18 protein-coding genes are annotated in these 24380 nt (G+C 39.1%); 10 read left to right on the top strand and 8 right to left on the bottom strand.

The window, feature by feature from the left end:
* Window position 1: 1 nt before the first annotated feature.
* The 5 genes from ACNKW3_RS18880 to ACNKW3_RS18860 are packed head-to-tail and all read right to left on the bottom strand — an operon-like array spanning window position 2 to window position 8573.
* Window positions 2-913, bottom strand: a complete 912-nt coding sequence (locus ACNKW3_RS18880; protein WP_427400895.1) for a glycosyltransferase family 2 protein — start codon at window positions 911-913, stop codon at window positions 2-4.
* Window positions 913-2454, bottom strand: a complete 1542-nt coding sequence (locus ACNKW3_RS18875) for an O-antigen ligase family protein (protein ID WP_427400894.1) — start codon at window positions 2452-2454, stop codon at window positions 913-915. The genes ACNKW3_RS18880 and ACNKW3_RS18875 overlap by 1 nt, the downstream gene beginning before the upstream one ends.
* On the bottom strand, window positions 2451-6203 hold the full coding sequence (locus tag ACNKW3_RS18870) for a WD40/YVTN/BNR-like repeat-containing protein (protein WP_427400893.1): 3753 nt from the start codon (window positions 6201-6203) through the stop codon (window positions 2451-2453). Before ACNKW3_RS18870 ends, ACNKW3_RS18875 begins: the two co-directional genes overlap by 4 nt.
* A gap of 44 nt (window positions 6204-6247) precedes the next feature.
* The gene (locus tag ACNKW3_RS18865) at window positions 6248-7831 is read right to left on the bottom strand and encodes a GumC family protein (RefSeq protein WP_427400892.1); all 1584 of its coding nucleotides are present in this window, start codon (window positions 7829-7831) and stop codon (window positions 6248-6250) included.
* Between the two features lie 13 nt (window positions 7832-7844).
* Window positions 7845-8573 carry a polysaccharide biosynthesis/export family protein gene (locus ACNKW3_RS18860; RefSeq protein ID WP_427400891.1) on the bottom strand — a complete coding sequence of 243 codons (729 nt, stop codon included), beginning with the start codon at window positions 8571-8573 and terminating at the stop codon, window positions 7845-7847.
* 924 nt (window positions 8574-9497) lie between these two features.
* Between ACNKW3_RS18860 and ACNKW3_RS18855 the strand changes: the two genes are divergently transcribed.
* From ACNKW3_RS18855 to ACNKW3_RS18835, 5 genes are all read left to right on the top strand, one after another.
* Complete coding sequence (locus ACNKW3_RS18855; RefSeq protein ID WP_427400890.1) at window positions 9498-10310, top strand: sugar transferase; 813 nt, start codon at window positions 9498-9500, stop codon at window positions 10308-10310.
* A gap of 124 nt (window positions 10311-10434) precedes the next feature.
* Complete coding sequence (locus tag ACNKW3_RS18850; protein WP_427400889.1) at window positions 10435-11388, top strand: NAD-dependent epimerase/dehydratase family protein; 954 nt, start codon at window positions 10435-10437, stop codon at window positions 11386-11388.
* Window positions 11389-11398: 10 nt separating this feature from the next.
* Window positions 11399-13066, top strand: a complete 1668-nt coding sequence (locus ACNKW3_RS18845; RefSeq protein ID WP_427400888.1) for a hypothetical protein — start codon at window positions 11399-11401, stop codon at window positions 13064-13066.
* A gap of 41 nt (window positions 13067-13107) precedes the next feature.
* Window positions 13108-15063: a glycosyltransferase gene (locus ACNKW3_RS18840; RefSeq protein ID WP_427400887.1), complete on the top strand. Its 1956-nt coding sequence runs from the start codon at window positions 13108-13110 to the stop codon at window positions 15061-15063.
* Window positions 15060-16175 (top strand): glycosyltransferase family 4 protein, encoded by a 1116-nt coding sequence (locus ACNKW3_RS18835; RefSeq protein WP_427400886.1) that lies wholly within the window; start codon window positions 15060-15062, stop codon window positions 16173-16175. The genes ACNKW3_RS18840 and ACNKW3_RS18835 overlap by 4 nt, the downstream gene beginning before the upstream one ends.
* Window positions 16176-16291: 116 nt before the next feature.
* On the opposite strand, the gene ACNKW3_RS18830 is transcribed toward ACNKW3_RS18835, so the two are convergent.
* Window positions 16292-16897: a hypothetical protein gene (locus ACNKW3_RS18830; protein WP_427400885.1), complete on the bottom strand. Its 606-nt coding sequence runs from the start codon at window positions 16895-16897 to the stop codon at window positions 16292-16294.
* A 442-nt stretch (window positions 16898-17339) separates the two neighbouring features.
* Between ACNKW3_RS18830 and ACNKW3_RS18825 the strand changes: the two genes are divergently transcribed.
* The 4 genes from ACNKW3_RS18825 to ACNKW3_RS18810 all read left to right on the top strand — a co-directional run bounded on the left by ACNKW3_RS18825 (window position 17340) and on the right by ACNKW3_RS18810 (window position 21546).
* A complete protein-coding gene (locus ACNKW3_RS18825; protein WP_427400884.1) occupies window positions 17340-18236 on the top strand; it encodes an NAD-dependent epimerase/dehydratase family protein in 897 nt (298 codons plus the stop codon).
* A gap of 118 nt (window positions 18237-18354) precedes the next feature.
* Window positions 18355-18606, top strand: coding sequence for a hypothetical protein (locus ACNKW3_RS18820; protein WP_427400883.1), 252 nt, complete (start codon window positions 18355-18357; stop codon window positions 18604-18606).
* A gap of 129 nt (window positions 18607-18735) precedes the next feature.
* Window positions 18736-19725 carry an LLM class flavin-dependent oxidoreductase gene (locus ACNKW3_RS18815; protein ID WP_427400882.1) on the top strand — a complete coding sequence of 330 codons (990 nt, stop codon included), beginning with the start codon at window positions 18736-18738 and terminating at the stop codon, window positions 19723-19725.
* Window positions 19726-19872: 147 nt separating this feature from the next.
* On the top strand, window positions 19873-21546 hold the full coding sequence (locus tag ACNKW3_RS18810) for a carbon starvation CstA family protein (protein WP_427400881.1): 1674 nt from the start codon (window positions 19873-19875) through the stop codon (window positions 21544-21546).
* Window positions 21547-21702: 156 nt separating this feature from the next.
* Here the strand turns inward: ACNKW3_RS18810 and ACNKW3_RS18805 are convergent, their stop codons facing one another.
* Together ACNKW3_RS18805 and ACNKW3_RS18800 are read right to left on the bottom strand one after the other, a co-directional pair.
* Entirely contained in the window at window positions 21703-22476 is a 774-nt protein-coding gene (locus tag ACNKW3_RS18805; protein ID WP_427400880.1) for a hypothetical protein, read from the bottom strand.
* Between the two features lie 102 nt (window positions 22477-22578).
* The gene (locus tag ACNKW3_RS18800) at window positions 22579-23937 is read right to left on the bottom strand and encodes a DEAD/DEAH box helicase (RefSeq protein WP_427400879.1); all 1359 of its coding nucleotides are present in this window, start codon (window positions 23935-23937) and stop codon (window positions 22579-22581) included.
* A 177-nt stretch (window positions 23938-24114) separates the two neighbouring features.
* Here ACNKW3_RS18800 and ACNKW3_RS18795 point away from each other — a divergent pair, with 177 nt between their 5' ends.
* Complete coding sequence (locus ACNKW3_RS18795; protein WP_427400878.1) at window positions 24115-24306, top strand: hypothetical protein; 192 nt, start codon at window positions 24115-24117, stop codon at window positions 24304-24306.
* Window positions 24307-24380 lie beyond the last annotated feature (74 nt).

The following is a 24380-nucleotide window of genomic DNA, read 5'->3' as shown; positions in this document are numbered from 1 at the left end:
TTTAAGCCTTTTCTCGTTTGGTAAATGATTTCAAATATGCCATAGATAGCAATGCAGCACCTCTACAGGAAAGAGCTGTAGCGGTCAAAACTCTTGTAATACTAAAAAATGGCAAGTTGTAGCGTTCGCAATAGGCTCGAAATGCGCCCTTGTGAAAATCGATGATATGAAAGCGTTGTACTGCAAGAGGTCGAGGTCCACTCCCCTTACCTTCATAATGAATAATTTTTGATCTTGGATCCAAGATGATTTTTTTGCCCGCCAAGCTCAGTCGATGGCAAAATACAGCTTCATGCCAGTAATAATAATCTTCAGCAAATCCACCTACAGACAAAAAATCGTCCTTTTTTACTACCTGCCCTGCAGCTGACACCCAATCAACTTCGAAGGGCTCACCTTTCTCTAACTGTTCTTTGCAAAGATAATCGGTAACGGGTTTAAAATTAGGAAATATGCGAGTTAGAAAAGATCTGCGTCCAAAGATAGAGCTATATATGTTTGGAAAGCGACGACCTGAATATTGTTCTTCTCCATCCGGAAACACTAGTCGACTACCCACGGTTCCTACATCGTCATGCTCATCCATATATTCCACAGTGAGCGCTATGGCGTCATCAACGACTAAAGTGTCATCATTAATGAAATATAAATATCGACTATTGGCAAGTCTTGCACCTTGATTGCCAGCTGGGCAAAAGCCCAAATTTGTGTCGTTGGCAATTAAATTTACCGAATCACCAAACTGTTCTTTGACAGCATCTGCACTGCCATCTTTAGACCCATTATCTATGTAAATAACTTCATAGGTGACGTCTCGCCAAGTCGCATCGAAGATCGACTCCAAACATTCCAACACGTAACGTTTTGCATTTAGCCCTATGAGGATAACGGCTACGTCTGTTTTATCAGCCATCACTCCAACTCCCTTTTTGTTTGTTCATTAAATGAGAACGCGTCTGTGCTAGGCGTCTTTAGACGCTTGCTATAATGGTACATCAATATAGTAAACCCAGCTAACATCCACCATCCCTTCAGTGGGAAATGAAAAACGTCAACCTGAAGACCATAAATTAGCACTGCTATCATTGTGATTTGAGTGCTTACCATAAACCAATATTCCTGTTGCATATCTGGATGTGCGCGAAAGTTTCTTGCTGCCACAATACTGTAACGAAGCAAAAGAGCTGCAAATCCAAAAAGACAGGCAAATCCTAAAATGCCAAGCTCCATGAGAGTTTGCAAGTAAATATTATGTGCCGTAGTTTTTTCTGGGGCATTAGACCAACTATTAATGTAGTCCGGAATGATGTTTTCATTAGACACGCCTAAGCCAAATAACCAGTTGTCTAAAAATGCGTTTGTTCCTGCATATATGTACTCTAATCTAATTTGCAGAGATGCAGAATTCTCGAAGCTATAATTGGAAATATCCAAGATCCGATTGAAAATATCTTCAGGTAATACCAGTATTAACGCGATACACCCCACCAGCCCAAGTCCTACTTGGCCAAGTGTAACTCGATGCAGCCCTTTAAACACGCAAAGTCCAGCTACTCCCATTGCTAACAATATAGTTGCTCGCGTATTGGTTAGCAGAATGTTGTAGCAAATTACGGCTAGTGAACCCCACAAAATCATACTGGTAAGGCGATTTTTTGAGTATCTTAAGAGAAACAAAAAGAACGGAAGCGTCATAATAAGGTTTATACCATAAACAGCGGAATGAGACGTTGATCCCATTGTCCGACGCAAACTCAAACCTCCTAAAGTCTCCAACTCAGCTTTATCAACCCAGATGGTAGACCACCTATTTTCAGTGGTCTGAACGCCTTTACCCGGATCATCATCACCGCTCATAAATAAGGCTGCATCTTGGCCTGAACCTAGATGCCAATCATAGGTACTGTAAACCGCAATAGCGACTGAAACGGCCAACCATATTAATAAAGATTGAAACACTAATTTCTTATGAGTAGTAAGATTTATTAGAACAAATAAGAACATGAGGTTAGCAATGATAGAAGACGCCGCCCGCACAGTTCCTAGCGTATCGGTTGTATATGTCACGGAGAGAATTGCCAGAAATGCATAAGCACCGTATAAAAACAGCGTTTTATCAATGGTGAACTGCTTTTTGCGCGTTAGTTTGTGTATAACTAACACCCCAAGTGTCGCAATCCCGATTATTCTCATTAATGAAATAGTGAATTCTGTATTATCGTCAGTAAAACGACCAAAGCGCTCAATTGGAATGATGGCTACTGTAATTAATAAGCCCAACTCAGGATAACGTAAAAGTATCATCCCGCCGCATACTCCTATGCCGGCAGCTAGGGCTAGCATTGGAGAGAATTGAGCTCCTATATAAGCGATAGCAATCCCTATTAATACCGCAACCGGCCAATACCAAAAGGCAGTTGTGATGGGATGAAAATTCGCTTCTGAGGTTTTCATTGTGTAATTCTAAATACCCCACCACCCTCAGTGCCCGCATAGATAATAGTGTTGTCATTGGGGTCGATACTTAAGGAAGTGATAGTTTTGTTGAAAAGCCCATTATTTAACGGTGTCCAATTATCTCCACTGTCATGGGTAACAAAAACGCCGCTTTCTGCTGTAGCAGCATAGAGAATTCGCGGATCGATTGGATCCATGAGTAATGACAGGATTTTCAAATCGCCGAGTCCGTTGTTTACGGCGTCCCAACCAACTCCGGCGTCATTACTGCGGTGAATTCCTGTACCACCTGTTGCGAGAAAAATTTGATTCGAATTACTTGGATTAACTGCAATACCTAATATTGAAGAATATATGATGCCAGTATTGGCACCGCCACTCCATGACACTCCCTGATCATCACTAATCACAAGACCTTGCCCGAGAGTTGCAGCTAATAATTGTCCTTCGTCGGTCAGTATTAATTGATTGATATTATTGGATTCAAGTGAGGTAGCTTCAAACCAAGAGTTTCCTCCGTCAGAACTTACAATTAACCCGTCGTTGTTGGTAAACACATATAATTGCTGCTGATTTTTTGGATCGGTTAAGATTTTACTTAAGTTTGAACTAACATCTAAAGTGACAATGGGTTCCCATGATTCACCATTATCTAGGCTTTCATAGACAACAGCTGGACTCGAGGCGATAGCATATAACTGCGATGGATTTGCACCACTACTTATTGAACTGATGCCGACTTCAACAATACCATTACTGACATTCTTCCACTCAGAGCTTCCTGCTTCTGTCGCTACAACCTTTAGGCTATTTTCGTTGTCATTTAAAATCGAGGCAAAGATATGAGTATTTGTTTCAGTAGTCGCACTCATCACGGAAATAGACGAAATATAAATTTCTTCATCAGTATCTGTAATATCTTGTTGTATCCATTCTTGTCCTTGATTTGTACTGACAAAAATTCCTTTTTTCTGGGTACCAACATAAATATTACTATTATCGTCTATCACTATTGTTGTAACTTGGTCTCCATATAAACTATTATTGGTAGCGGTCCAAGTTTCACCACCATCTTCACTTTTATATATCCCCTCACGCTCTGGTGCTACGTAAATAGCACCGCTAACTGGATCTTGGGCAATCGCAAGAATGTTTGCATTAGGAAGATCAGTTTCTAGCAGGCGCCAGCTTTGGCCTCCGTCTGTACTTTTTGAAATGAAACCAGCTAGGCCTGTGAGGTAAATTATATCAGGGTCAGTATTATCAACCTGAACTTGGAACACAAAATCCAATTTTTGTCCTAAATCTTGCCAATCTAAACCGCCATTAGTTGATCTTGTAAGACCTAAGGAAGTACCTGCATAAACGGTATTGCTGTCGCTGGGATCAACTAACACTTTAAATATATTGCGTTCTTGAAGTCCCATAGGTGACCAAGTTTCGGCTGCATCAGTAGATTTAAAAATACCTGCAGACAACGAGCCAGCATATAAGGTATCTGGTTCCAAAGGCGTGGTAGCTAAAGTTCTAACGAAAAGAGTCAAGCCGTCATTTATGTTGGTCCAACTTTCCCCATCATCGATAGTCTTTTTCAATCCTGTTTGGTAATCACCTAGATAAATAGTATCGAGATTTGATCGATCTGGTAGAATCGGTAATGCAATGGAATTTTCATCACTTTCATAATGGATTTCCCAGTTTTGACCGCCATCACTGCTTTTATAAACGCTTGTTTCGTCTATGTTGGCGTATATTACTTTGCTATCTGATGGTGATATTTTTACACGATTGACAAACCCCTCTGGCAGGCCCTCATTCAAATATACCCAGTTTGTCCCACCGTCAGTAGTTTTAAATAAGCCATCTACCGTCCCCGCATAGAGTAAATCTGGATCTTCAGAATCAATATCTATGGAAAAAATATATGGAATATCTACACCTGTATTGATTTCTTCCCACTCTAAGCCCCTAGTGGTGGTTTTAAATATTCCATTATCCGCAGTTGAAAGATAAGCAACCCAAGGCATAATGGGATCAATTACGATTTGCGTCGCATTAAAACCGGCTGCTGCTTCTAATGGGAAAAAGTTACTACCCCCATCCGATGATGAAAGTACTTGCCCGTCTGATGTGATTGCGTAAATATTATAAAAAGGCGCAACAGCAATATCTTTTATTGGTTTACCATTGCCGGGCCAACGTAGAAAGAATGATTCTCCACCATCAAAAGTAGAATATATTTCCCCTGCTTCTGTTCCGTAATACGCAACTAAATCAGTTGCTGTATTTAGTGCAACAGTTGTTGCATGTCGAGGCGTTGCAGTGTCACTGTAGGTGCGCCAAGTGGTTCCATTATCTCGACTAATATAAACGCCCGAGCTAGTCGCAGTATAAAGAATCGGATTCTCACCTGCGGTTTGCGCAATATCATTAATCAGCGTGGGCACCATGCCTTTTGATTTTTGCATCCATTCGGAACCAAAACCTGTGGATTTCCATACGCCAGTTCTTTCAGCGCCAGCATAAATAATATCTGCCATTATTGGGTGTGAAATCAGGTCAAATACGGCTCCGCTAAACTCACGAGTCAATAACCAAGGCAGCTCTCCTTCAAAGCTAAAAAATTCAGAGGTTAATTCTACCCCCTTGTCCGTGCCTGCAAAAATAACTGTCCAATCAAATACTTTTACAGTGTGAAGAGCCCCTACAAATCGGTTCTGTAATCCTTTATCAACACTGAAAAAGTTGGCTCCCATGTCGCCGGTAAGCTCCATGATATCTAAAGCGCCTGCAACATGGATCATTTCACCACCAGGAGTACCGAATAACAAACGCGCGGGGAATGTATCCCACAATTCCCAAGCATTATCACCATTAAATTGATAGATACCATCTTGGGTTGCAGCAATAGTGTTATCGTTGCTTACAGTTAATAAATCAAATACAGGTACGTCTAATAAATTATGACTAATATCCGTCCAACTACCGGTATTGGTTATTAATTCAGAAGGCGCTATTTTAAAAACGCCTTTCTGAGTTGCAGCGACTATCTCGCCACTTTGATTATGTGTAAGGCTATTAACGATGGCATCTGAAAGGCCGTTTGTAATACGAGTCCAAACTGCACCGTTATCAGTACTTTTGAAGAGTCCAAAGCCACTAGTCCCCAAGTAAATGGTATCAGAATCCGTTGCATCCTGAATCAGCGTTTTGCCATAAAGCCTGTCTTGCTCTGCACTTGCTTTAGTCCAGGAATTGCCGCCATCGTCTGAATAAAACACGCCCTCTTCTGTGGCAGCTAAGACTCTTTGAAGCCCCGGAATTAATAAAATGTCTTGAATAGAAAGATCTGTTAGACCATTATTTATCGACTCCCAAGATTCACCTTGATCTAAAGATTTATAAATTCCATGTTCAAAGGTGCCTGCGTATAAAGTGGTGAGGTTTAAAGGATCAGTTTCTATTGCGAAAACAGCCTTATTTGAAAGTGATGATTCAAGATGAGCCCAACTAATCCCACCATCTACACTTTTATATAAGCCACCAAAATAGGTACCAGCATAGACGATGTTTGGACTTACTAGTGACCGTTCCATACTAATAACAGTGGCAGCTCGCGGACCTATTGGTTGCCACTTAGCATCTTGAGCGAAGCAGGAATAAGCCGGCAAAATAGCACAAAAAACACCTATAAATATTCTTTGGAAGCCTCTTAACATTGTCTTTTTGATTGGGTTAGTTGTCATGTTATCACCGTCAAATCTCTTGCTAACAATAGTGGCTATATCGGTCAACTTATATTTGCTACCGAATTGCTCGCTGTCGCTTTTTCAAAATGCCCTAAAAATTTAACCCCATCTAAAGATATGATGTCTCGCTCTTCATGCACAATATCACTCAACCATTCACGTAAAAGCGCTAGTCCAACGCCTGCAATTAAAGCAACCACAGCGCCAATCACTAGCAATAGAAGACGTTTGGGAGCAACAGGTACTGTAGGCAAATTGGCTGCTGCCACTGTGGAAATATTAGCTATTTGAGCGGCATCAAGGGCCAAAGCAATTTTTGCTTGTTCTAAACGTGATGCACTTGAGAGGTATTTCGTTTCAAGTACCGAGTATTCTAACTCAGCTACAGTAAGCAAATTACTGCCCTGATCGAGACGTCTTATTTCATCTTCAAAACGTTTAATATTATTCAGATCCTGTTGAATAGCAGCATTAAGCCCTGCTACTTTGGAATCAATTTCTTTAATTTGATTTCTTAAGTTTTCAGCTCTTGGATTTGGTTGAAATGTTACACTGGTAGATTGTTGCTCTCGTTCATTTGATAGCAATTGTTCCATTTCTTGTATTTCTTCGTTGATAATTTCTAGCATTTTTGAGTTTTGGCTATATCTATTTTGAGCATTGATTTGCCGAATTCTAAGTTTTGCTAATTCTTCTCGAATGGCTTCTTCACTGCCGTTGTTAAAAACTTCCGCTTCTTTTCGCACTGACGGCTCTTGCTCAATTTGCTGTAAGATAATAGGTCTTTTGGTTATCAATTCTTGTTTTAGTGTTTCTTTTTCACTCATGGCATATTTTGTTTTATGCACATTCTTAATTAATTCCGCACGCTGTTCTTCCACAGAAGTAATATTCCAAGTATTCATAATGGATATGATTTCATTCCGTTTATTCATCAATTGGTCTTTGTAAACTAAGCTCTGGTCATTAAAGGCAGCTTGGATATTATTAGTTTGGCGAATTGAAACGTGTTTTTCGTGGTATTTGTCTATTAAGGTTTGAATGGTCAACTGAGCCAGCGCAGGGTCTGGTAGTCGTAGGGAAATTCTTATGATATTTGAATCTCGTTCACGGGCTACACTTAACGAGCGCTCAATTAGGGTAATGATTTTAGCGCGTTCAGACATTCTGTTTTTAAGGCCGGTAAGTATAAGACCTTCTTCTAGTTGGGTTTTACTCCACTTGGCCGCCGATTTCACATAATACTTTAAATGTTGAAACAAAGTTTCTGGTGGCGGTGCCTCAAAACTAAATCTCTCTTCACCAATTTCATCAAGGGCCGTTTCAATCAGAGTTCTAGAAGAGAGCAAGTTAACATACGAATTGATTTCTTCTTTTTGTACACCACTGGCAAAAACGCCGCCATTATCAACAGTGATTGGTACTTCAGTATTTTCTCTGCCTAGCTGCACCATTAACAAAGCATAAGACTCGTATTGGTTCGTCATGTATAACAAAGAACCATAAACAGCCGCTAAAATTAGCAAAAACGTGATTATAATGAATTTGATGTTCCTTCGAACAATGGTCAAAATATCTTCAATAATTGAGGATTCGTTATTTTCTGTATAGTCAAAAAACGCCACAATAAACTTCCTTTTACAAATTCGTTCGGTCGCCATTAATGTCATAAAAGACACTAAAGTTTAAATTACCCAAAATCGGCAACATTTTTTGTATGTATTGATCAACGAATTGATTTATTGATGCTATACGAGACTGTGGAACAAACACTATGTCATTGGCTTGCAACTGAAAATATTGAAATTGATTCGGCTGCCCCAAGTTATTTTCCATGTCGATAATGTAATAGTCTAAGAAAGGTTCTCCATTATCCCGCAAAATTACTATAGTACTAAGCTCTGCTGTCGCCTCAGCGCCACCGGCCAAAAATATGGCTTGCAGCGGAGATAGCCCTCCAGTTGCTTTGTACATTCCGGGATTAACGACTTCCCCACCGACAAAGATTTGCTGTGACTCAATTTCACGAACAATAACGCTAACTTCTGGATTTTTTAGAAAGCTAGTGAACTGGTCCGTTAACTTCAGGCGCAATTCTTCTACAGTTAACCCGGCCATTTCGATATCTCCGGCAAGTTGCAAAGATGCTTTACCATCTGGCCGAATCATGATTTCTTCGTTAAGTTCGGGATTGTAGAAAAATTTGACACTGAATTTATCGCCTACGCCCAGTTTATATACGTATGGATTAGCAATTTCTCTGGTTGGGATGTCAGGACGCTCTACATCATCATAGTCCGTGCTGGCGCAACCAGAAAGAGATATGAGTATAAATCCTGCGTAAAATGCTGTTCTCAATAATTTCATCTTGCTTCTAACTTATTAATACTAATTGGCAACGGCTGTTCTCTTAGGTCTAGTTTACGAGATATTATTCCAAGACCTTAAAGATTCTAAACATACCATCAGGCAAAGATGCGGTTTAAAGTGAAAGGATGCACGAAATGCCTTTATTCAAAATTAGAAGCATACAACGACCTAAGATTTGACGTGCTTTATTAGTTAACGGGTTTGGCAGAGATAATCATGAAAAATCACTTTTTATCTAATCCTCTCCCTATTACGAGTATTATCAGTCCCTGCTTAGTTGTTGTTATGTCTTTCGACATCGACTAAAGCGTTTTAGTGTATCTTGTCATTAAAAACGTTTATTCCTTGTGTTGGTTTGCATAAAAGTCCGTTGCGATTTATTTGTCACTTTCTAATATTCACTGTTTTTCTCAGCAAAGCAATTAACTTTGGTAATTTTTTCAAATCTATTGCCAAAAGATCTACAGAAGCCCTTTTTTATAACAAATTTGAACATAAAATCGTTCAAATTATCATCATAATCTCTGGAACTTTTTTAATTTTTGTGATTACATAGTCAGAAATTTGACGCTTTTTAAACTGCTAACTGAATTTTTATATAAAATCGCATCAGTTTTTTATAAAAGTTGGAAGTCTTCGTCAAAGATGACTGGAAGAACCGAAATGCATCTTGTTGATTCAAGGACGGCGGCTTAATTGTTTGTTTCAATTAAGTTCGTGATTATTTAACAAGAAGGTTTATTTAGTTTTTTCACGCTTTAGCTGGTAGTAGGACACACTAAGGGTTTTGTAGTTCAGTGTGATAAAGCATTTCACACTAAGAGCCATTACTTTTTTATTTAAGTAGTTACGCCAAATAGCCTAAAAAGTTTAAAAGTTTGTTTAGTTAACATATTCAGCAAGGAAAAGGAGATTAGGGCAATGAATGGGAAGGCAATGATTGGCGCAGAAAATACAATGCAGGATTGTGTCGTAGATACAGCAAGAAAAAACATAAATTCTTACAGTGGTAATGGCTCAGAAGTTGCTCTGGAAAAAACAATTGGGAAAGCGGGTGTTTTTGAAGGTAGAAATATTTCTACCCAAAAAGAGGCTGAGCAGGCGTTTCCTTATCCTATCGAAAAGCCCTCGTTGGCGCTTCGTTTAATTGAAATAACAGTAGCCCTAATTGCACTTACAATTGGCTTGCCTCTAATGCTGTTCGTAGCTATAGTTATAGTACTCGACAGTCGCGGTCCAGTGCTCTTCGTACAAAAACGAGTGAGTGCAGGAACTAAGTTATTTCGCTTCACTAAATTTCGCACTATGTATGTTGATGCCAGAGAGAGATTCCCTGAATGGTATGCATATAAGTATGACGATAAAGAACTTCAAGATTTATATTTTAAGGTAAAGGAAGATCCTCGTATTACTCGCCAAGGACGTTGGTTGAGAAAATCCACCTTAGATGAACTACCCAATTTCTGGTGTCTTCTAACTGGTGAGATGGCACTTGTTGGCCCAAGACCTGAAATTCCTGAAATGCTCCCTTATTACAAAGGTGAGATGTTGAAAAAGTTTACTGTGCGTCCAGGTATAACAGGCCTAGCACAAGTCTCTGGAAGAGGAAGACTAGGTTTTTATGAAACAGTTGACCTTGACGTTGAATACGTTGAAAAGCGCTCATTGATGTTTGACATCAAAATCGTTTTATTAACGGTAAAAGGCGTTATATTTCGCCATGGCGCATTTTAATTAGGCTAAGTAGAACTTCAGAAAGATTATTGCAACTTAACTTTGTTTCCATTTACAGATATTTACGGTAGTTTCGCAACAGTTGAGAAGAGCATTCAACCTAGCGTATTTAAGGAGAAAGGGTATGGATCTCAGTAATAAGCGAGTTTTAATTACTGGAGCAGGTGGATTTATTGGATCTCATATAGTCGAATCTTTACTTTCAGATTTATCCATTCCAAACTCTCATATCCTTGCCCTTTCCCGAAAACGAGGTAAGCTAGATCATATTCTTCATAAAGACCAAATTAATTTTGTTCCATGTGATCTACTCGACCAAGAAAAAATCTCTCAAACTGTGGTCGATTTTAATCCCCATATTATTTTTCATATGGCATCGCAGCCAGACGCTAGTGAAGGTTTTCAACAGTCCGTAGATACTGTTGATGTAAATATCCAAGGAACAATCAATCTACTAGATGCCTTTACAAAATCAAATAACCCAGAAGTAATCGTATACGGAGATTCTGCAAAAGTTTACGGGACTAACGCGGTACCATATTCTAGCAAGACCCCTGTTGGACCAAACAGTTCTTATGCAATTTCTAAAATTGCCGGCTGGGAATATGCTAAATTATTTGGAAATCTTCATGGATTTAATGCAGTTTCGGTTAGACCCACGCTAGTATATGGCGCTAGGCAACCTCTAAACCTGATCAAGTTTGTTATCAACTGTGCTTTACGTGGTGATAAAAGTATTACTTTAGATGGTGGATTACAAACGCGCGCACCGCTTTACATAGACGACGCCGTTGACGCTTATTTATTGTCTTTAGAACATGCATATTCTGTACATGGCAGTGTTATTAATGTATCAGGAGCAGAAGAATTATCTGTTCAGCTTATAGCTAATACCATTATTGACATGATGAAAGCCGATACTTCAATTATTATTAACCAGCAAAAAATTCGTCCAACAGAGATGCAGAGAAGTTACTCTGATATTTCTGAAGCTAAGGCTATGATAGGTTGGTCACCCAAATTCAATCTATCAGACGGTTTGAAAGTATTAATAGACGAGCTTGTGATTGCCGCATAGAGTTGCCGAAATGTTATTAAATAAAAAGCACTACTTAATTATTTGTTTGTGTTGTTTGTTCACATTAACCGTTTGTTCATCCACAGGTACTGAGAACAAGGAACCTGCAAGTTCAAATAATGTTAAACCAATAATTCCAGAAAATAGCCCATTTTTCGGTTTTACTCCTTTTCCTTACGCATTTGAGCCAAAAGCAGTAAAACGATCATTTAAACTAGCAAACGATAATGGACAAATATTTGTAGTCCAGCGAGATAACGGTATTCCTTGGCAAGAAGCGTTATTAAATGACAGGCCCTATCCTAAAAAAGTACAGGATAGCTGGCGAGAGCATCTAGAAAACAAACCAGCGGGAAAACCTACTTATCTAGCACTCGCTCCCTTAGCCGAGGACAGAGTAAATCTAATAGCACCAAGTGAAGGCTCCTCTACTTCTTCGAGCTTTTTAAACAATGATCTTGACGATGATGATGTCAAAACTGCTTATCTAAATTACGTACGCAGAGCAATTGAATACTTTAAACCTGATTACATAAATATTGGTTTGGAAGCTGGAGAATTAGCCCACCGTAAACCAGGAAGATGGCGCGACTTTGAATCCCTTTATCTTCACGTATATTCGAATATTAAAAAGGACTATCCGAATCTTGCTATCGGCATTTCATTTGGTCTGCAAACATTAATGGATGAATCTATACAAGATAGAGTAGAAACTGTTGTTAAGAATAGCGACTTTATAGGCATTAGTTTTTATCCTTATATGTCCGTTTTCCATGAAGAATTTGGTGCAGACCCTTTACCCCCTCCCCCTCAAGAATGGCGCACCCCATTAGCTTGGCTTGGAGACTACTCAAAAAAAATGGGAGTACCAATCGCAATTTGTGAAACTGGGTATTCTTCTCAAAATGTTGAGCTTAAAAGTTTTGACCTCAAAATGAATGGAAGTGAAAAACTACAACAAAGATATTTAACAGATTTAGTTGAATTTGCTAAACAAGATAATTATTTGTTTGTAGTCTGGTTTATGACTGTTGACTACGAAAAACTGTTTGAAGATTTAAAGGTAGATAACGACGCATATTTGCTGTGGCAAAATATTGGTTTCTTTAACCAACATTTAGAACCAAAGCTTGCCTGGTCGACTTGGCAAGAAATGTTAGCGACTCCATCTTCAGGTGCATCTTCTCCGGACCAAGCGCCAAAAACTGAACCAGAACAATTAATTATTGGATTTTCCGAACATAATGATTTATTTAGTTCTTCAAGTGCAGATAATGTGAGCTTAAAAAACTACCCAGTTAGTGACCAAAAAGCGATGCATTGGTCGTTTGATTACAAAAAAGGACGTTTTCAATGGCTTTCAAAGGCCATAGCAGCAGGCGAACTGGAAGACATGTCCGTAATCAAATTTGATATTATGAGTAATGTGTCAGGTCCAATACTATTTCAAGTAGAAGAAAATACTGGCGAGGCTTTTTATGCCGTAGTTCAACCCGGCGAAAAATCAAAAAGCATATCGATTTCAATCAATGACATGGTAGTAGATAATTCAAAAGCGAAAAACCGTAAGTTAGAAGTCCATTTAATCAATAAAATTACAATTGCTGATGCTGGTGCAGTTACAGAAAATGCCAAAGGTAGCCGAGAAATATGGATTTCTCGATTACGTTTTGAATAACAATAGTCAATATGAATGACAAGTGAAGTTGAGGTTTGAAAATGCATGATGCAAGTCATATCGGCAAAAAGATGGTGCAGCTTGGCTATTTGTCCGAAGATCAATTAAAACAGCGCCTAAAGGAACAAGAATCTAGAAAGAGTAATGGCGAGGACATTCTATTTGGAGAGCTTATTGTACGTGAGGGACAATTATCTCGTGAACAATTAAATACTATTTTAGATATCCATAATCTTGACCAACTGAAACTCAATGATGATGCTGTTAGATTAGCCGCTCGGTTAAGAGCTACTTTCGAGACTGACGGCAGCATCATAATGTTTACTGGCGTATCGAAAGATCACGGCTCAGCTGAAGTTGCTAGTCAAGTAGCTCATGCAATGGCACTCACTCAAGAATCTGGAAAAGTACTTCTTATCGACGCTAACTGTCGAAATCCTCAGTTGCATAAGAATTTTGCAATTAAGAATGAGAATGGGCTGTCAGATGTAGTTTCCGCAAAACTTACTATTAACGAAGCGATTAAGCCGACCTTTGTTGCTGGTCTTTACCTATTGCCTGCTGGTAAAACCGACGCTCATGTCATTGCTCAACTATTTTCTAGAGGTGGACAAAGACTATTTAATGAACTTAGCCATCAATATGATGGTGTTATCATTTCAGCACCAGAATTCCTTGAATATTCTGAGACTGCGCTTTTGGCTTCACATGTAAATCAGGTTGTTGGTGTTGGCGCTAAGGGACTCTTACGCCAGACTGACGTAGAAGACATGAAAAAGTCAATAGATAGTTTAGATTCTACTCTTGCTGGCATCATTTTATCTACAGAGTCGACATCCAAAACAAAAGCGCCTTACGAAAAAATCAACGTAGTTCATTTACTACATACCATTGATTTTGGGGGCGTTGAAACAATAGTTTTAAATTGGTTACATTCGCTGAATCCAAAAGTGATTGATGTACAGCTAGTTTGTTTTTCAAATCCTGATAATAGCGAAAGACTTTTTGTTGAAGCAGCTGAAAAAGCCGGTTTTAGTGTCAAAACTATTCCTTGGCATCGAGGCAAGCCAATTTTCAGTGCGTCACGACGTTTAAATAAAATACTGAAAGCAGCGAATGCTGACATAGTTCACACTCACAATACATACGCTGACATCGTTGGCTTAATATCAGCGAAACGTTTGGGTATTAAATGCGTGAGTTCATTATATGTCTGGTCTGATTTTGGATGGAAACGAAATATGCTTCAGTGGATAAACCAAAAAGTGTTAAAACGTTTTGATTTAATCACATCCCAATGCATGACAACTATGGAAAACACCTGGAAAAGAGGTATAAATAGGAATAAGGTCCAAGTGCTTCCTGCAGGCATGCCGCCAATAGAAAAATGGCTATCAGTAGATGAGAGAACTAAAAAACGAGCAGAGTATGGGGCAACAGACGAGAATATTGTATTAATAAATGTATCCCGTTTCTACCCAGAAAAAGGTCACGACATTCTTTTACAAAATTTTAAGAAGCTACATTCCCTCTTCCCTCAATTACGCCTATGGCTACCTGGTAGAGGCCCTCTGGAAGATGACATAAAAAAACTGTGCACTGAGCTTGATTTATCTAACTATGTCACCTTCATTGGCTTTACAAGTGAGCTTGATTCCTTGATGCAAGCTGCTGATATTCAAGTTCATCCTTCCCATGCAGAAGGGGTTCCCATGGCAATAGTCAGCGGCATGGCCAATGGTTTGCCTATAGTCGCCTCTTCAGTAGGAGGTATTGCTGAGGTTATTCGTGATGATGTAAACGGTATCTTGGTGCCCGCAGCTGGCGCTAGTCGATTTAGTGATCAGTTTATAAAATCAGTATCTCGGCTAGTAACAGACCCAGAACTTGCCACAGCATTAGGAAATAGAGCTCGTCAGTTTATTGAGCAGGATTATTCATTAGAAAAATCAGCTCAAACATTAAATACTATGTATCGGGGTTTATTGGAAAAATGAAGACAGGGATCTTCGTCGCATGCGCTGGACGGCAAGACGCTGGCCCCGAAACCTATGAGAAGATGTTGGTCGAAAACGTTGCAAAAAACGACCCAAACAACGAGTATCATATATTTTGCTTCAGTGAAAAGGCTGTTTCTATATTCAGTAAAGAATATGACAACCTGATTTTTCATCGTTTAAGACCTTCAATGCGTTGGATCAGTTTGCCGATTTCACTGCCTATTAGCTTATCACTCTCCGGAGTATCTCTATATCACAGCACATTTATCCCTGCGCCATTTTCTTTGGTCGACTCCATTTTTACAATGCATGATGTATCGCCTTTTACGCACCCTCAGTTTTATCCCATAGCTATCAGGCGCCGTCTTTGCCCAATGATAGAAAGGGGGTTAGCACAGGCAAAGCACATAATTTGTATATCCGAGCACAGTCGTCAAACGACATCTGAGTATTTTAACATTCCACTTGAGAAAATTTCAGTGGTATACCACGGTATTGAGAATCGATTTACAAAGCAACCAATTGAAACCGCTCAGCAAGTCGTTAAGCGTGTTTTTAAGATAGATGGCCCTTATTTGCTTTATGTAGGAAAACTAGAAGCGAGAAAGAATATTGCGACAATGCTAGAAGCATTCCATCATTATAAACAGCAGACTAAGAGTGAACACAAATTAGTATTAGCAGGAAGGCGCTTTTGGGATTTACATGGCATCGACGAAACGATAAGCCGTTTGAAGCTAGAAAATGATGTTATTGAACTCGGTTATGTAAGCGATGAAGATTTAATATCACTCTATAGTGCAGCAGATTTATTCTTGTTTCCAACCTTATGGGAAGGATTCGGCTTTCCTGTTCTTGAAGCTATGTCTTGTGGTCTTCCTGTAATCACATCCAATATCTCCTGTCTTCCCGAAATTGCTAACGGAGCTGCAGAACTCGTAGATCCATATTCTTATGAAAGTATTTCATCTGCAATAAACACTATAACAAGTAATAAGCAAAGACGAGACGAAATGATAACCTTAGGATATCAACGAGCAGAGGAATTCACGTGGGAAGCTACTGCTAAAGAAACTATAAAGGTATATGATCTAATCAGAAATGGCTGAGGAAATTTAGACTAGGCAACTAGAAATTAAAGACAGTCTACAGAGGTGAGTCGCATCGAAAACAGAATGAATGTTCAATCTGTCTTCGACGCTCGATAAGAAAGCTAAAAAACTTATTAACGTTTTCTTCTCACATAAAGCAATGCTAATGAACCCAACAACAACAGCACACCTGACTCGCTAGCGCTAACGTCATTAACTACGCTAATAGATATAAGATTCAACTGAGCTTCTAGCGCAAACTCTTCACCATTGTCATTTACCCAAATGTTTTGAAGGGTGAATGCGGTTCCAAAATCCCAATCGTACACTGTGCTGTCAAAATTTGTTGGAAACAAAAATGAGAGGCTTGGCAAGAATGTTTGTATCGCGGAATAAAACCCAGACGCTACCGGCGTGTGGTTTCCATAATTAAAGGATTCGAAAATATTGTTTTGTACTGGATCTGAGGGTAAGTCACCGCCAAGATATTCTGCATAATAGGCTGGTAATCCATCTAGAACTGAAAACGTAGTTACCACTGCATCCCCAACAAGAGAAAACTCAGCGTCTCTATCTAGGGAGATTAAATAACTGTAGTTTACAGTATCACCAATGCTGAAACTATTATTAGGTCCTTCATTAGTAAAGGTGACCTCACCTTCAAAACCATAAATAAGAGCAGACGCGAAAGCTGCATTTGCTTGCACTACGAGTAAAAATATAAATATTAACTTTTTCATGGGACCTATTTTCCTTTTAAAATCGGCGCTTGCTATTCCTTTATTACCTACTACACAAAAGGCAGCTAAAAATTATCCTACACCAAATATCCATGCTTGCAAAGATTGTTTTTGATTATTTTTTAAACAAGACTATTTTGCAGGAAAACAATTGTTAAGAGCCATGTAAAATGACTGGAATTTATGAGTAAATAATGGTCATATAGATGATACGGACGCTTTTCACTACTTCAATACACAAATATTGTTATTTACTGTATTTTGAAGTTATCAGACAAGGAAATCTTACGCCTAGCATGCATGTTTTAATTTTTAGTTTTTACTCTGTTTTACGCGTTGTTGTTGAATTCGTTAATGACAACTTGCTAAGTCACCTGAGACTGATCAGTGAGTCACAAATCAATAGAACTTCATCCCTATGTAAAAGAGTGAATTTAATCTAATGAAACGTGTTTTGCTTTTAGGTGGAAATGGATATTTAGGCCAAGCATTTTCAAAGCACTTAATCCAGTCGGGATATACCGTTTTATGTGCAGGCAGAAGTGTTACTGCTAGCCGCAAAGATCATCATGCCATTGATTTAAGTGATCACAAAGCGGTAGACCATTTAGAAAAGTTGAACTGTGATTTGGTCATCGACTTTGTGAGTTATGTCTCACCTAATTCGCCAAATCAACCAGTAAGTGAAATAAAGAAATTATTACAACCTTACCAAATCCTGTTAAAAGAACATTATGCAAATCTCCCCTACATTTTTATTTCTAGCGGAGGAACTGTTTATGGAGAACGGTCTTCTCCTGCGGTTGAATCGGATGAGCTTAAACCTATATCCTCATATGGAATACAAAAAGCTCTACAAGAGGAGTTAGTAAATAAATACGTTAAAAAGGGATTAATTTTGCGAATTACAAACCCTTATGGTGGAGGACAAACAGTCAAAAATGGCGTAGGCTTTGTAAAGTACTTATTGGATTCAATTAAAAATTCCACTTCCTCTATTAACCTTAGAGTGCCAGCGAAAACTGTGAGAGATTATATCCAAATGAATGACTTGATGCAGCTTAGCCTGAAACTTATTTCGAGACCTATTGATAATTTAAATACTTACAACCTTTCTACAGGTCAAGAAGCTTCTCTAAGGGATTTAATCGAAATAGTCGCCTCAATATTTGAAACTAATTTGCAAATTAATGAGCAACTTCAAGATTTTAATTCAGATGAGCATATTTTTTATAATGTGCTTAATAATCAAAAAGTGCTGGAAGCAACTAAAAACCCAGAACTTCCTTCGATTAAAAAGGTTTTAACAGACCCCAATATTGATTGGAATCATTTATAAAAATTGTATAAATGAGAAACTTTTTAGCGAGGGAAAGCTATTGTTACACTTGATTTATCTCGTGTCTTTACTGCTTATTGTTTTCACGATAATCACCTTCTCATATGGGCTGATTCAAATGGCAACAGCCAAAGATATCAGCATAGTGTTTAAGTTGGGCACCATGCTTGGGGCGCTCTTGTTCTTTGTGGGATGCTTAAGCGCAATTCCTCTTATATTCTTCCTTATTATCTATGGATTTGAATACTTTTTCGAAGGCGAATTCCTGCTATTTGAAGATTATCCTATATATTCTTTCATAATGTTCGGCTTAAGTTTTTCTGCCTTTCTAATATGGAGATATGTAGGTAAAGAAGAGAAAATAGCGTAATTTGAATATCCAACTTGGTCAATTGAAAAATATCTTTCAACGTCTAGAAGCTATTGACGACATGACTTGTTTATAGACAAGTTGACCACATCTCTTCAATATTGAGAAATAATGTAACTAAGCAAATAAATGATACCAATTTCTATATTAGATTTAGCTTCGGTAGCTGAAGGACGTTCAATCGCAGATGCGTTGCAAATGACCCGTAAAATGGCTGTGGCTGCGGAAGAACATAATTATTCACGCTATTGGTTAGCCGAACATCACGGAATGCGCAGTGTGGCCAGTTCCGCCACCGCTGTTCTCTTGTCCCACATTGGCGCCGCGACCAATAAGATTCGCATTGGCAGTGGAGGTGTAATGCTGCCTAATCATTCGCCCTTGGTCATTGCTGAACAGTTTGGTACTTTGGCTGAACTCTATGGCAATCGTATTGACTTAGGTCTAGGCCGCGCGCCAGGCACTGATATGCGTACTTCCCAAGCGCTTCGACGCAACAGCGAAATGTCAGTGGATCAATATCCTCAAGATATTCTTGAATTACAAGGCTATCTTGGAGCGGAAAGTCGACCAGTATTATCTATTCCAGGGCACAATACTCATGTACCTCTGTGGTTACTAGGATCGAGTTTATACAGCGCTCAATTAGCTGCGCAGTTGGGCTTACCTTTCGCTTACGCGTCTCATTTTGCACCTGACCAACTAATAGATGCATTGACCATTTATCGCAATCAATTTAAACCTAGTGAACAAAACCCACAACCCTATTCTATGGCGGGCATTATGGTGGTACTAGCGGATACTGAAGAGGAAGCTAATTACCAGTTCACTTCGGTACAGCAGAAATTTGTGCAAATGCACACCAGTCGCGCCAATACCCCATTTCCTAAACCTGATAAGACTATTTCTGAAAGTTGGACTCCTGCTGAAAAACACATGGTGAATCATATTTTGCAATATGCTTTAGTGGGTACAAAATCCTCAGTAAGAGCTAAATTAGACGCTTTCATAAATCAAACAGCTATAGATGAATTGATTGTATCTTTTCCCATCCACGAGCCAAAAGCACGCTTGAGAAGTTTAACCTTGATGGCCGAGCTAAGGGATGAACTACAATAACCTCTAAGACCTTAGTCTTACAGGCGAGCGTTAAGCCACATTCAGTGGTTTAATGCGCGCCGAGTTTTTCTGATCTAGAAAGCTCTTCAATATCGTATATCAAGAATCATTGATAGACGTCATTAAAGTAATTAGGATAAAAATAATATGCAATCAATAATGATCGTCGTACTAGGCATCGTGGGAATGCTATTTGGATGGTTTGTTTATTCCAAATTCATTGCCACAAGAATATTTCGCTTAGATGAGAATTTTGTCACACCAGCCAATGAGCTGCGTGATGGCGTTGATTTTGTTCCTACAAACAAAGTGGTTTTATGGGGTCACCATTTTACCTCTGTAGCAGGCGCTGCGCCTATCGTTGGGCCAGCAATTGCGGTTTATTGGGGTTGGGTACCAGCGGTTCTTTGGGTCGTTTTTGGTACTATCTTTTTTGCCGGCGTGCATGACATGGGCGCATTGTGGGCTAGTAATCGCCACAAGGGTAAATCAATGGGCGCATTGTCAGAAAGCGTTATCGGTAAGCGCTCTCGATCACTGTTTATGATAGTGGTTTTCCTTGTATTGTTGATGGTAAATGCAGTATTTGGTGTGGTCATAGCCAAATCCTTTGTTTCCCAACCTAATGCAGTATTTCCTGCATGGGCAGCTATAGTGGTAGCCCTAATCATAGGCCAATTATTAAAGCGCAATTTCAGCCTTATTCCCATGTGCATAGCTGGTATTATTGTATTGTATGCATCAGTGTATGCCGGAAGCTACATTCCATTAGAACTACCAGAAAATTTATTCGGTTTAACGGCGAATGCAAACTGGATTATCATTTTGTTTGTTTACGCTGCAATCGCTTCTTTGCTTCCAGTATGGATGCTGTTACAACCTCGTGACTTCATCAATGGAATGCAGTTATTAGTTGGATTATTCTTACTTTACGGCGCTGTATTTATGTCAATGCCAGACATTACTGCGCCAGCGTTTAATACACAAACCGCCATTGATACCCCAAGTTTAATTCCTTTGTTATTTGTGACTATTGCCTGCGGCGCTGTATCAGGCTTCCACGGCATAGTATCTTCCGGTACCAGCTCTAAGCAGTTAAATAAAGAAACTGATGCCCGTTTTGTAGGCTATTTAGGCGCTGTTGGTGAAGGCTGCCTCGCCCTAATCACCATAGTAGCGGTAAGTGGTGTAGCCCTAGCAGCATCTCCTGAAGAATGGCATGAAGTATACAGTCATTTAGGCGATGGTAGTGTTGCAGCCTTTATCACCGGTGGGGCTAATCTTATCCAACAAGGTTGGGGATTGCCGGTTGATTTCTCTTCTACCATACTTGCTGTAATGGTTGTGCTTTTTGCTGGTACTACCATGGACTCAGGCGTTCGGTTACAAAGATACATTATCCAAGAATGGGGCGAAATTTATAACCTAAAAGCGTTAAGAAACGGCATAGTAGCGACCCTAGTAGCTGTTGCGACTTGTTTATTATTGGCGTTTGGTGCTGGCGGCGCGTCTGGCAGTGGTGGCATGATTATCTGGCCTTTATTTGGTTCAACCAATCAGATCCTGGCATCTTTAACGTTGCTTGTTATCTCTGTCATGTTAATCAAAATGAATCGTCCTGCGATCTATACCCTGATTCCAATGACCTTTGTGTTGGTCATGGCATTCTTTGCCGGCCTTATTAAACTAAAAGAATACTGGACAGACGCTAACTATCTGTTGGTATTCTTAGATTTAGTAGTATTGGTTGTTAGCGTACTGGTGATGCTTGAAGCATGGTCTGTCATTGCAAAATACAGACGCGAAAGTAAAGTTTCTTGATTACAGATCGCTTTATAATTTTAATTATGGAGACAATAACTTACACTTTTAGTGAGTTTATTGTTTCCATATTAAATTCCTAAATTTATATTGAATGTTCAAAATTAAGTAGATTGTTATCTAAGTTTTGCGAAATCCCAAAACAATTTAAAATGTTTATTTTGATACTGCTTTAAACTTTTCTAACGTATCTTCAACTAGCTCTAAACTGTAATTAGATATCAACAGTCTACTTTTAATTCTCTGCAAACGTGAATCGAGTTTTGCCCTTAATACGCCATCGTTTCGAAATTCTGCTAATAGCAGTTGGTACGTATTCTCACTCCAATCTTGCTCATCTCGCTTTGCGTTTAAAAATAAATGACCGTAAGACTTATCTATGTAATTGTTCAGTTCATTGCCTAATATATATTCTTCTTGAATTAACTGATTAATTCGAGCATTACTTCCAACATATACTTCATTCAACGCTGCAACAAACTCCACATCCATGGAAGACATCGAACCATCATATAGTGCTTCATCAAAAATACTATGCTTGGGATCGTAAAATTGGGAGTAACTTGTGAAATAAAACTGTAGTGTTAGATTCTGCTTAGCAAATTCACTGGGGATGTGAGTATAAACTTTCTCATATTCTAGAGATGACCAGTGGACTATCAGCCACTCTAGATAACCAATATACTGTAAAAGCCTATTATTAGTGTGTTGTAAGTATTTATGCGTATCAGAAAGTTCCTGATATAACTGCTGTTGTAATTGATTGACGTCATGTTGCAGCTTGCGCTGTTCGTTCCAATTATTCAATTGCAGAGCAATTAATATCCCTATTACGACCAATAATATTTCCCCAAAAGCATAAGAAATATATTTTTTAAGACGTTGCTTGAGTAACAATTTATAGCGCTGTTTTCTAAATATCCGGCTCATACTATGAATCCTTCAAGAGCATAATATTTAATTAGAACCTCTTTTATACGTTATTCATGTAACAGCGTCCAAATTAATTTATTACAATTGCTGATCTAATTCTCAATTATTGGATCCAGTGGTTTTGTGGTTAGTCGCTCGATTTCGCCTTGGATTTCGTCGTTTTTTAGCATTTGGACTTTGCGAAGTCTTGGGCTTTTCGTTTGATTTTTTTGACTGGCTATTAGCCTGTGAAATCTGTTTTGGTTGAGTTGTTGGCTTTTGCTTTTTGGGCTTTTTAGGCTTCTTGGGTTTACGTGGTGCTTTCAAGTCCACTACTGGTATTGGAAATCTTGGCTCGAAACCTGGCATTTCGCGACGTTCTAAAAGCTGTTGAATGACTTGCTCAATATCACATAATTCATCAAATTCATCCACACTCACCAATGAAATAGCTTGTCCACTGCTACCTGCCCTACCAGTGCGGCCAATTCGATGCACGTAATCTTCTGGCACGTTAGGTAAGTCGAAATTGATAACGTGCGGTAATTCTTTAATATCAATACCACGAGCAGCAATATCCGTTGCCACTAGAACTCTAACGGTGCCGTCTTTAAACGCTGCTAATGCTTTAGTTCGCGCACCTTGGCTTTTATTACCGTGGATCGCAGCGGCTGGAATGTTCGCTTTACTTAGTCGTTCTGCAAGTCTATTTGCGCCGTGCTTGGTGCGACTAAACACTAAAACCTGCCGCCATTTATTTTCTTTCAGTAAATGAATTAATGCGACAGGTTTATTGGCTTTATCAATAGGCACAATCCATTGTTCTACCGTATGTGCAGTTGCGTTTTCTGGTGATACTGAAATTTCAATTGGATTTTGAACTATGTCTTTTGCTAAGGTTTTAATATCAGCAGAGAAAGTCGCCGAAAACATCAGGTTCTGACGTTTTGCTGGTAACAAAGCAATTATTTTACGAATATCTCGAATGAAGCCCATATCTAACATACGATCAGCTTCGTCCAACACAAAGGTATCTATTTGATCAAACTTAATGGCATTTTGCTGATGTAAGTCGAGTAACCTTCCCGGAGTGGCAATCAAAATATCCACACCGCCCCGTAACCGCTGCATTTGCGGGTTTATTTTCACACCACCGAATACCACATCACTACGGATATTTGTGTATTTAGCGTAATACGCTGCGTTTTCTTGCACTTGAGCCGCTAATTCTCTTGTAGGAGTGAGGACCAATGCTCTAGTGCTATTTCCTCGGGTCTTTTTACCCTTCAATAGTTTTTCAATAATGGGAAGGATAAAACCAGCAGTCTTACCTGTGCCCGTTTGTGCAGCTGCTAGTACATCCTTACCTTCTAAAATAGGCGTAATACCTTGCGCTTGAATAGGTGTAGGCGAAGTGTAACCTTTTTGTTCTAAGGCACGAAGAATCTCAGGGGATAAACCTAAATTGGTGAATAACATACAACTGGCTCTGATGGAAACCGTTATTCTAACACGAAGGCTAAAACCGAGCGACTAAATATCTAAATTGCGTAAGGAAGTTTAGGTTATCAAACATTAGTACTTTAGTTATCGTACATAGGTTAGCACTGTTCACTGGTTAGTGATAATGTAGAACTAACCCAACAGAAGGATCTTATGATGTTGTTAAAAAATAGCTGGATGCTAATTTCTCTATTGGTTCTATTTGTATCGACAGTGTCTGCAACCGATAAATCTACTCAGGTGATGATAAAAGCTAATATTGATCAATCACGATTTAAACACATTGTAGAAAAACAATCCGGCGGTCTAGATGCTTTTGAAGCTAGCTTACAATGTGATGTCTGATCTTCCCCTAAATCTGTAGACACTCAACTAGCGAATTTGTATATTTCTTCAAATTCATGGGGCGACTGCTGACC

The sequence above is a fragment of the Glaciecola sp. 1036 genome (assembly GCF_050306235.1).
Lineage (GTDB): Bacteria > Pseudomonadota > Gammaproteobacteria > Enterobacterales > Alteromonadaceae > Glaciecola.
Note: the sequence above shows the minus strand (reverse complement) of the source record. Positions and strands in the feature narration are given on the sequence as shown.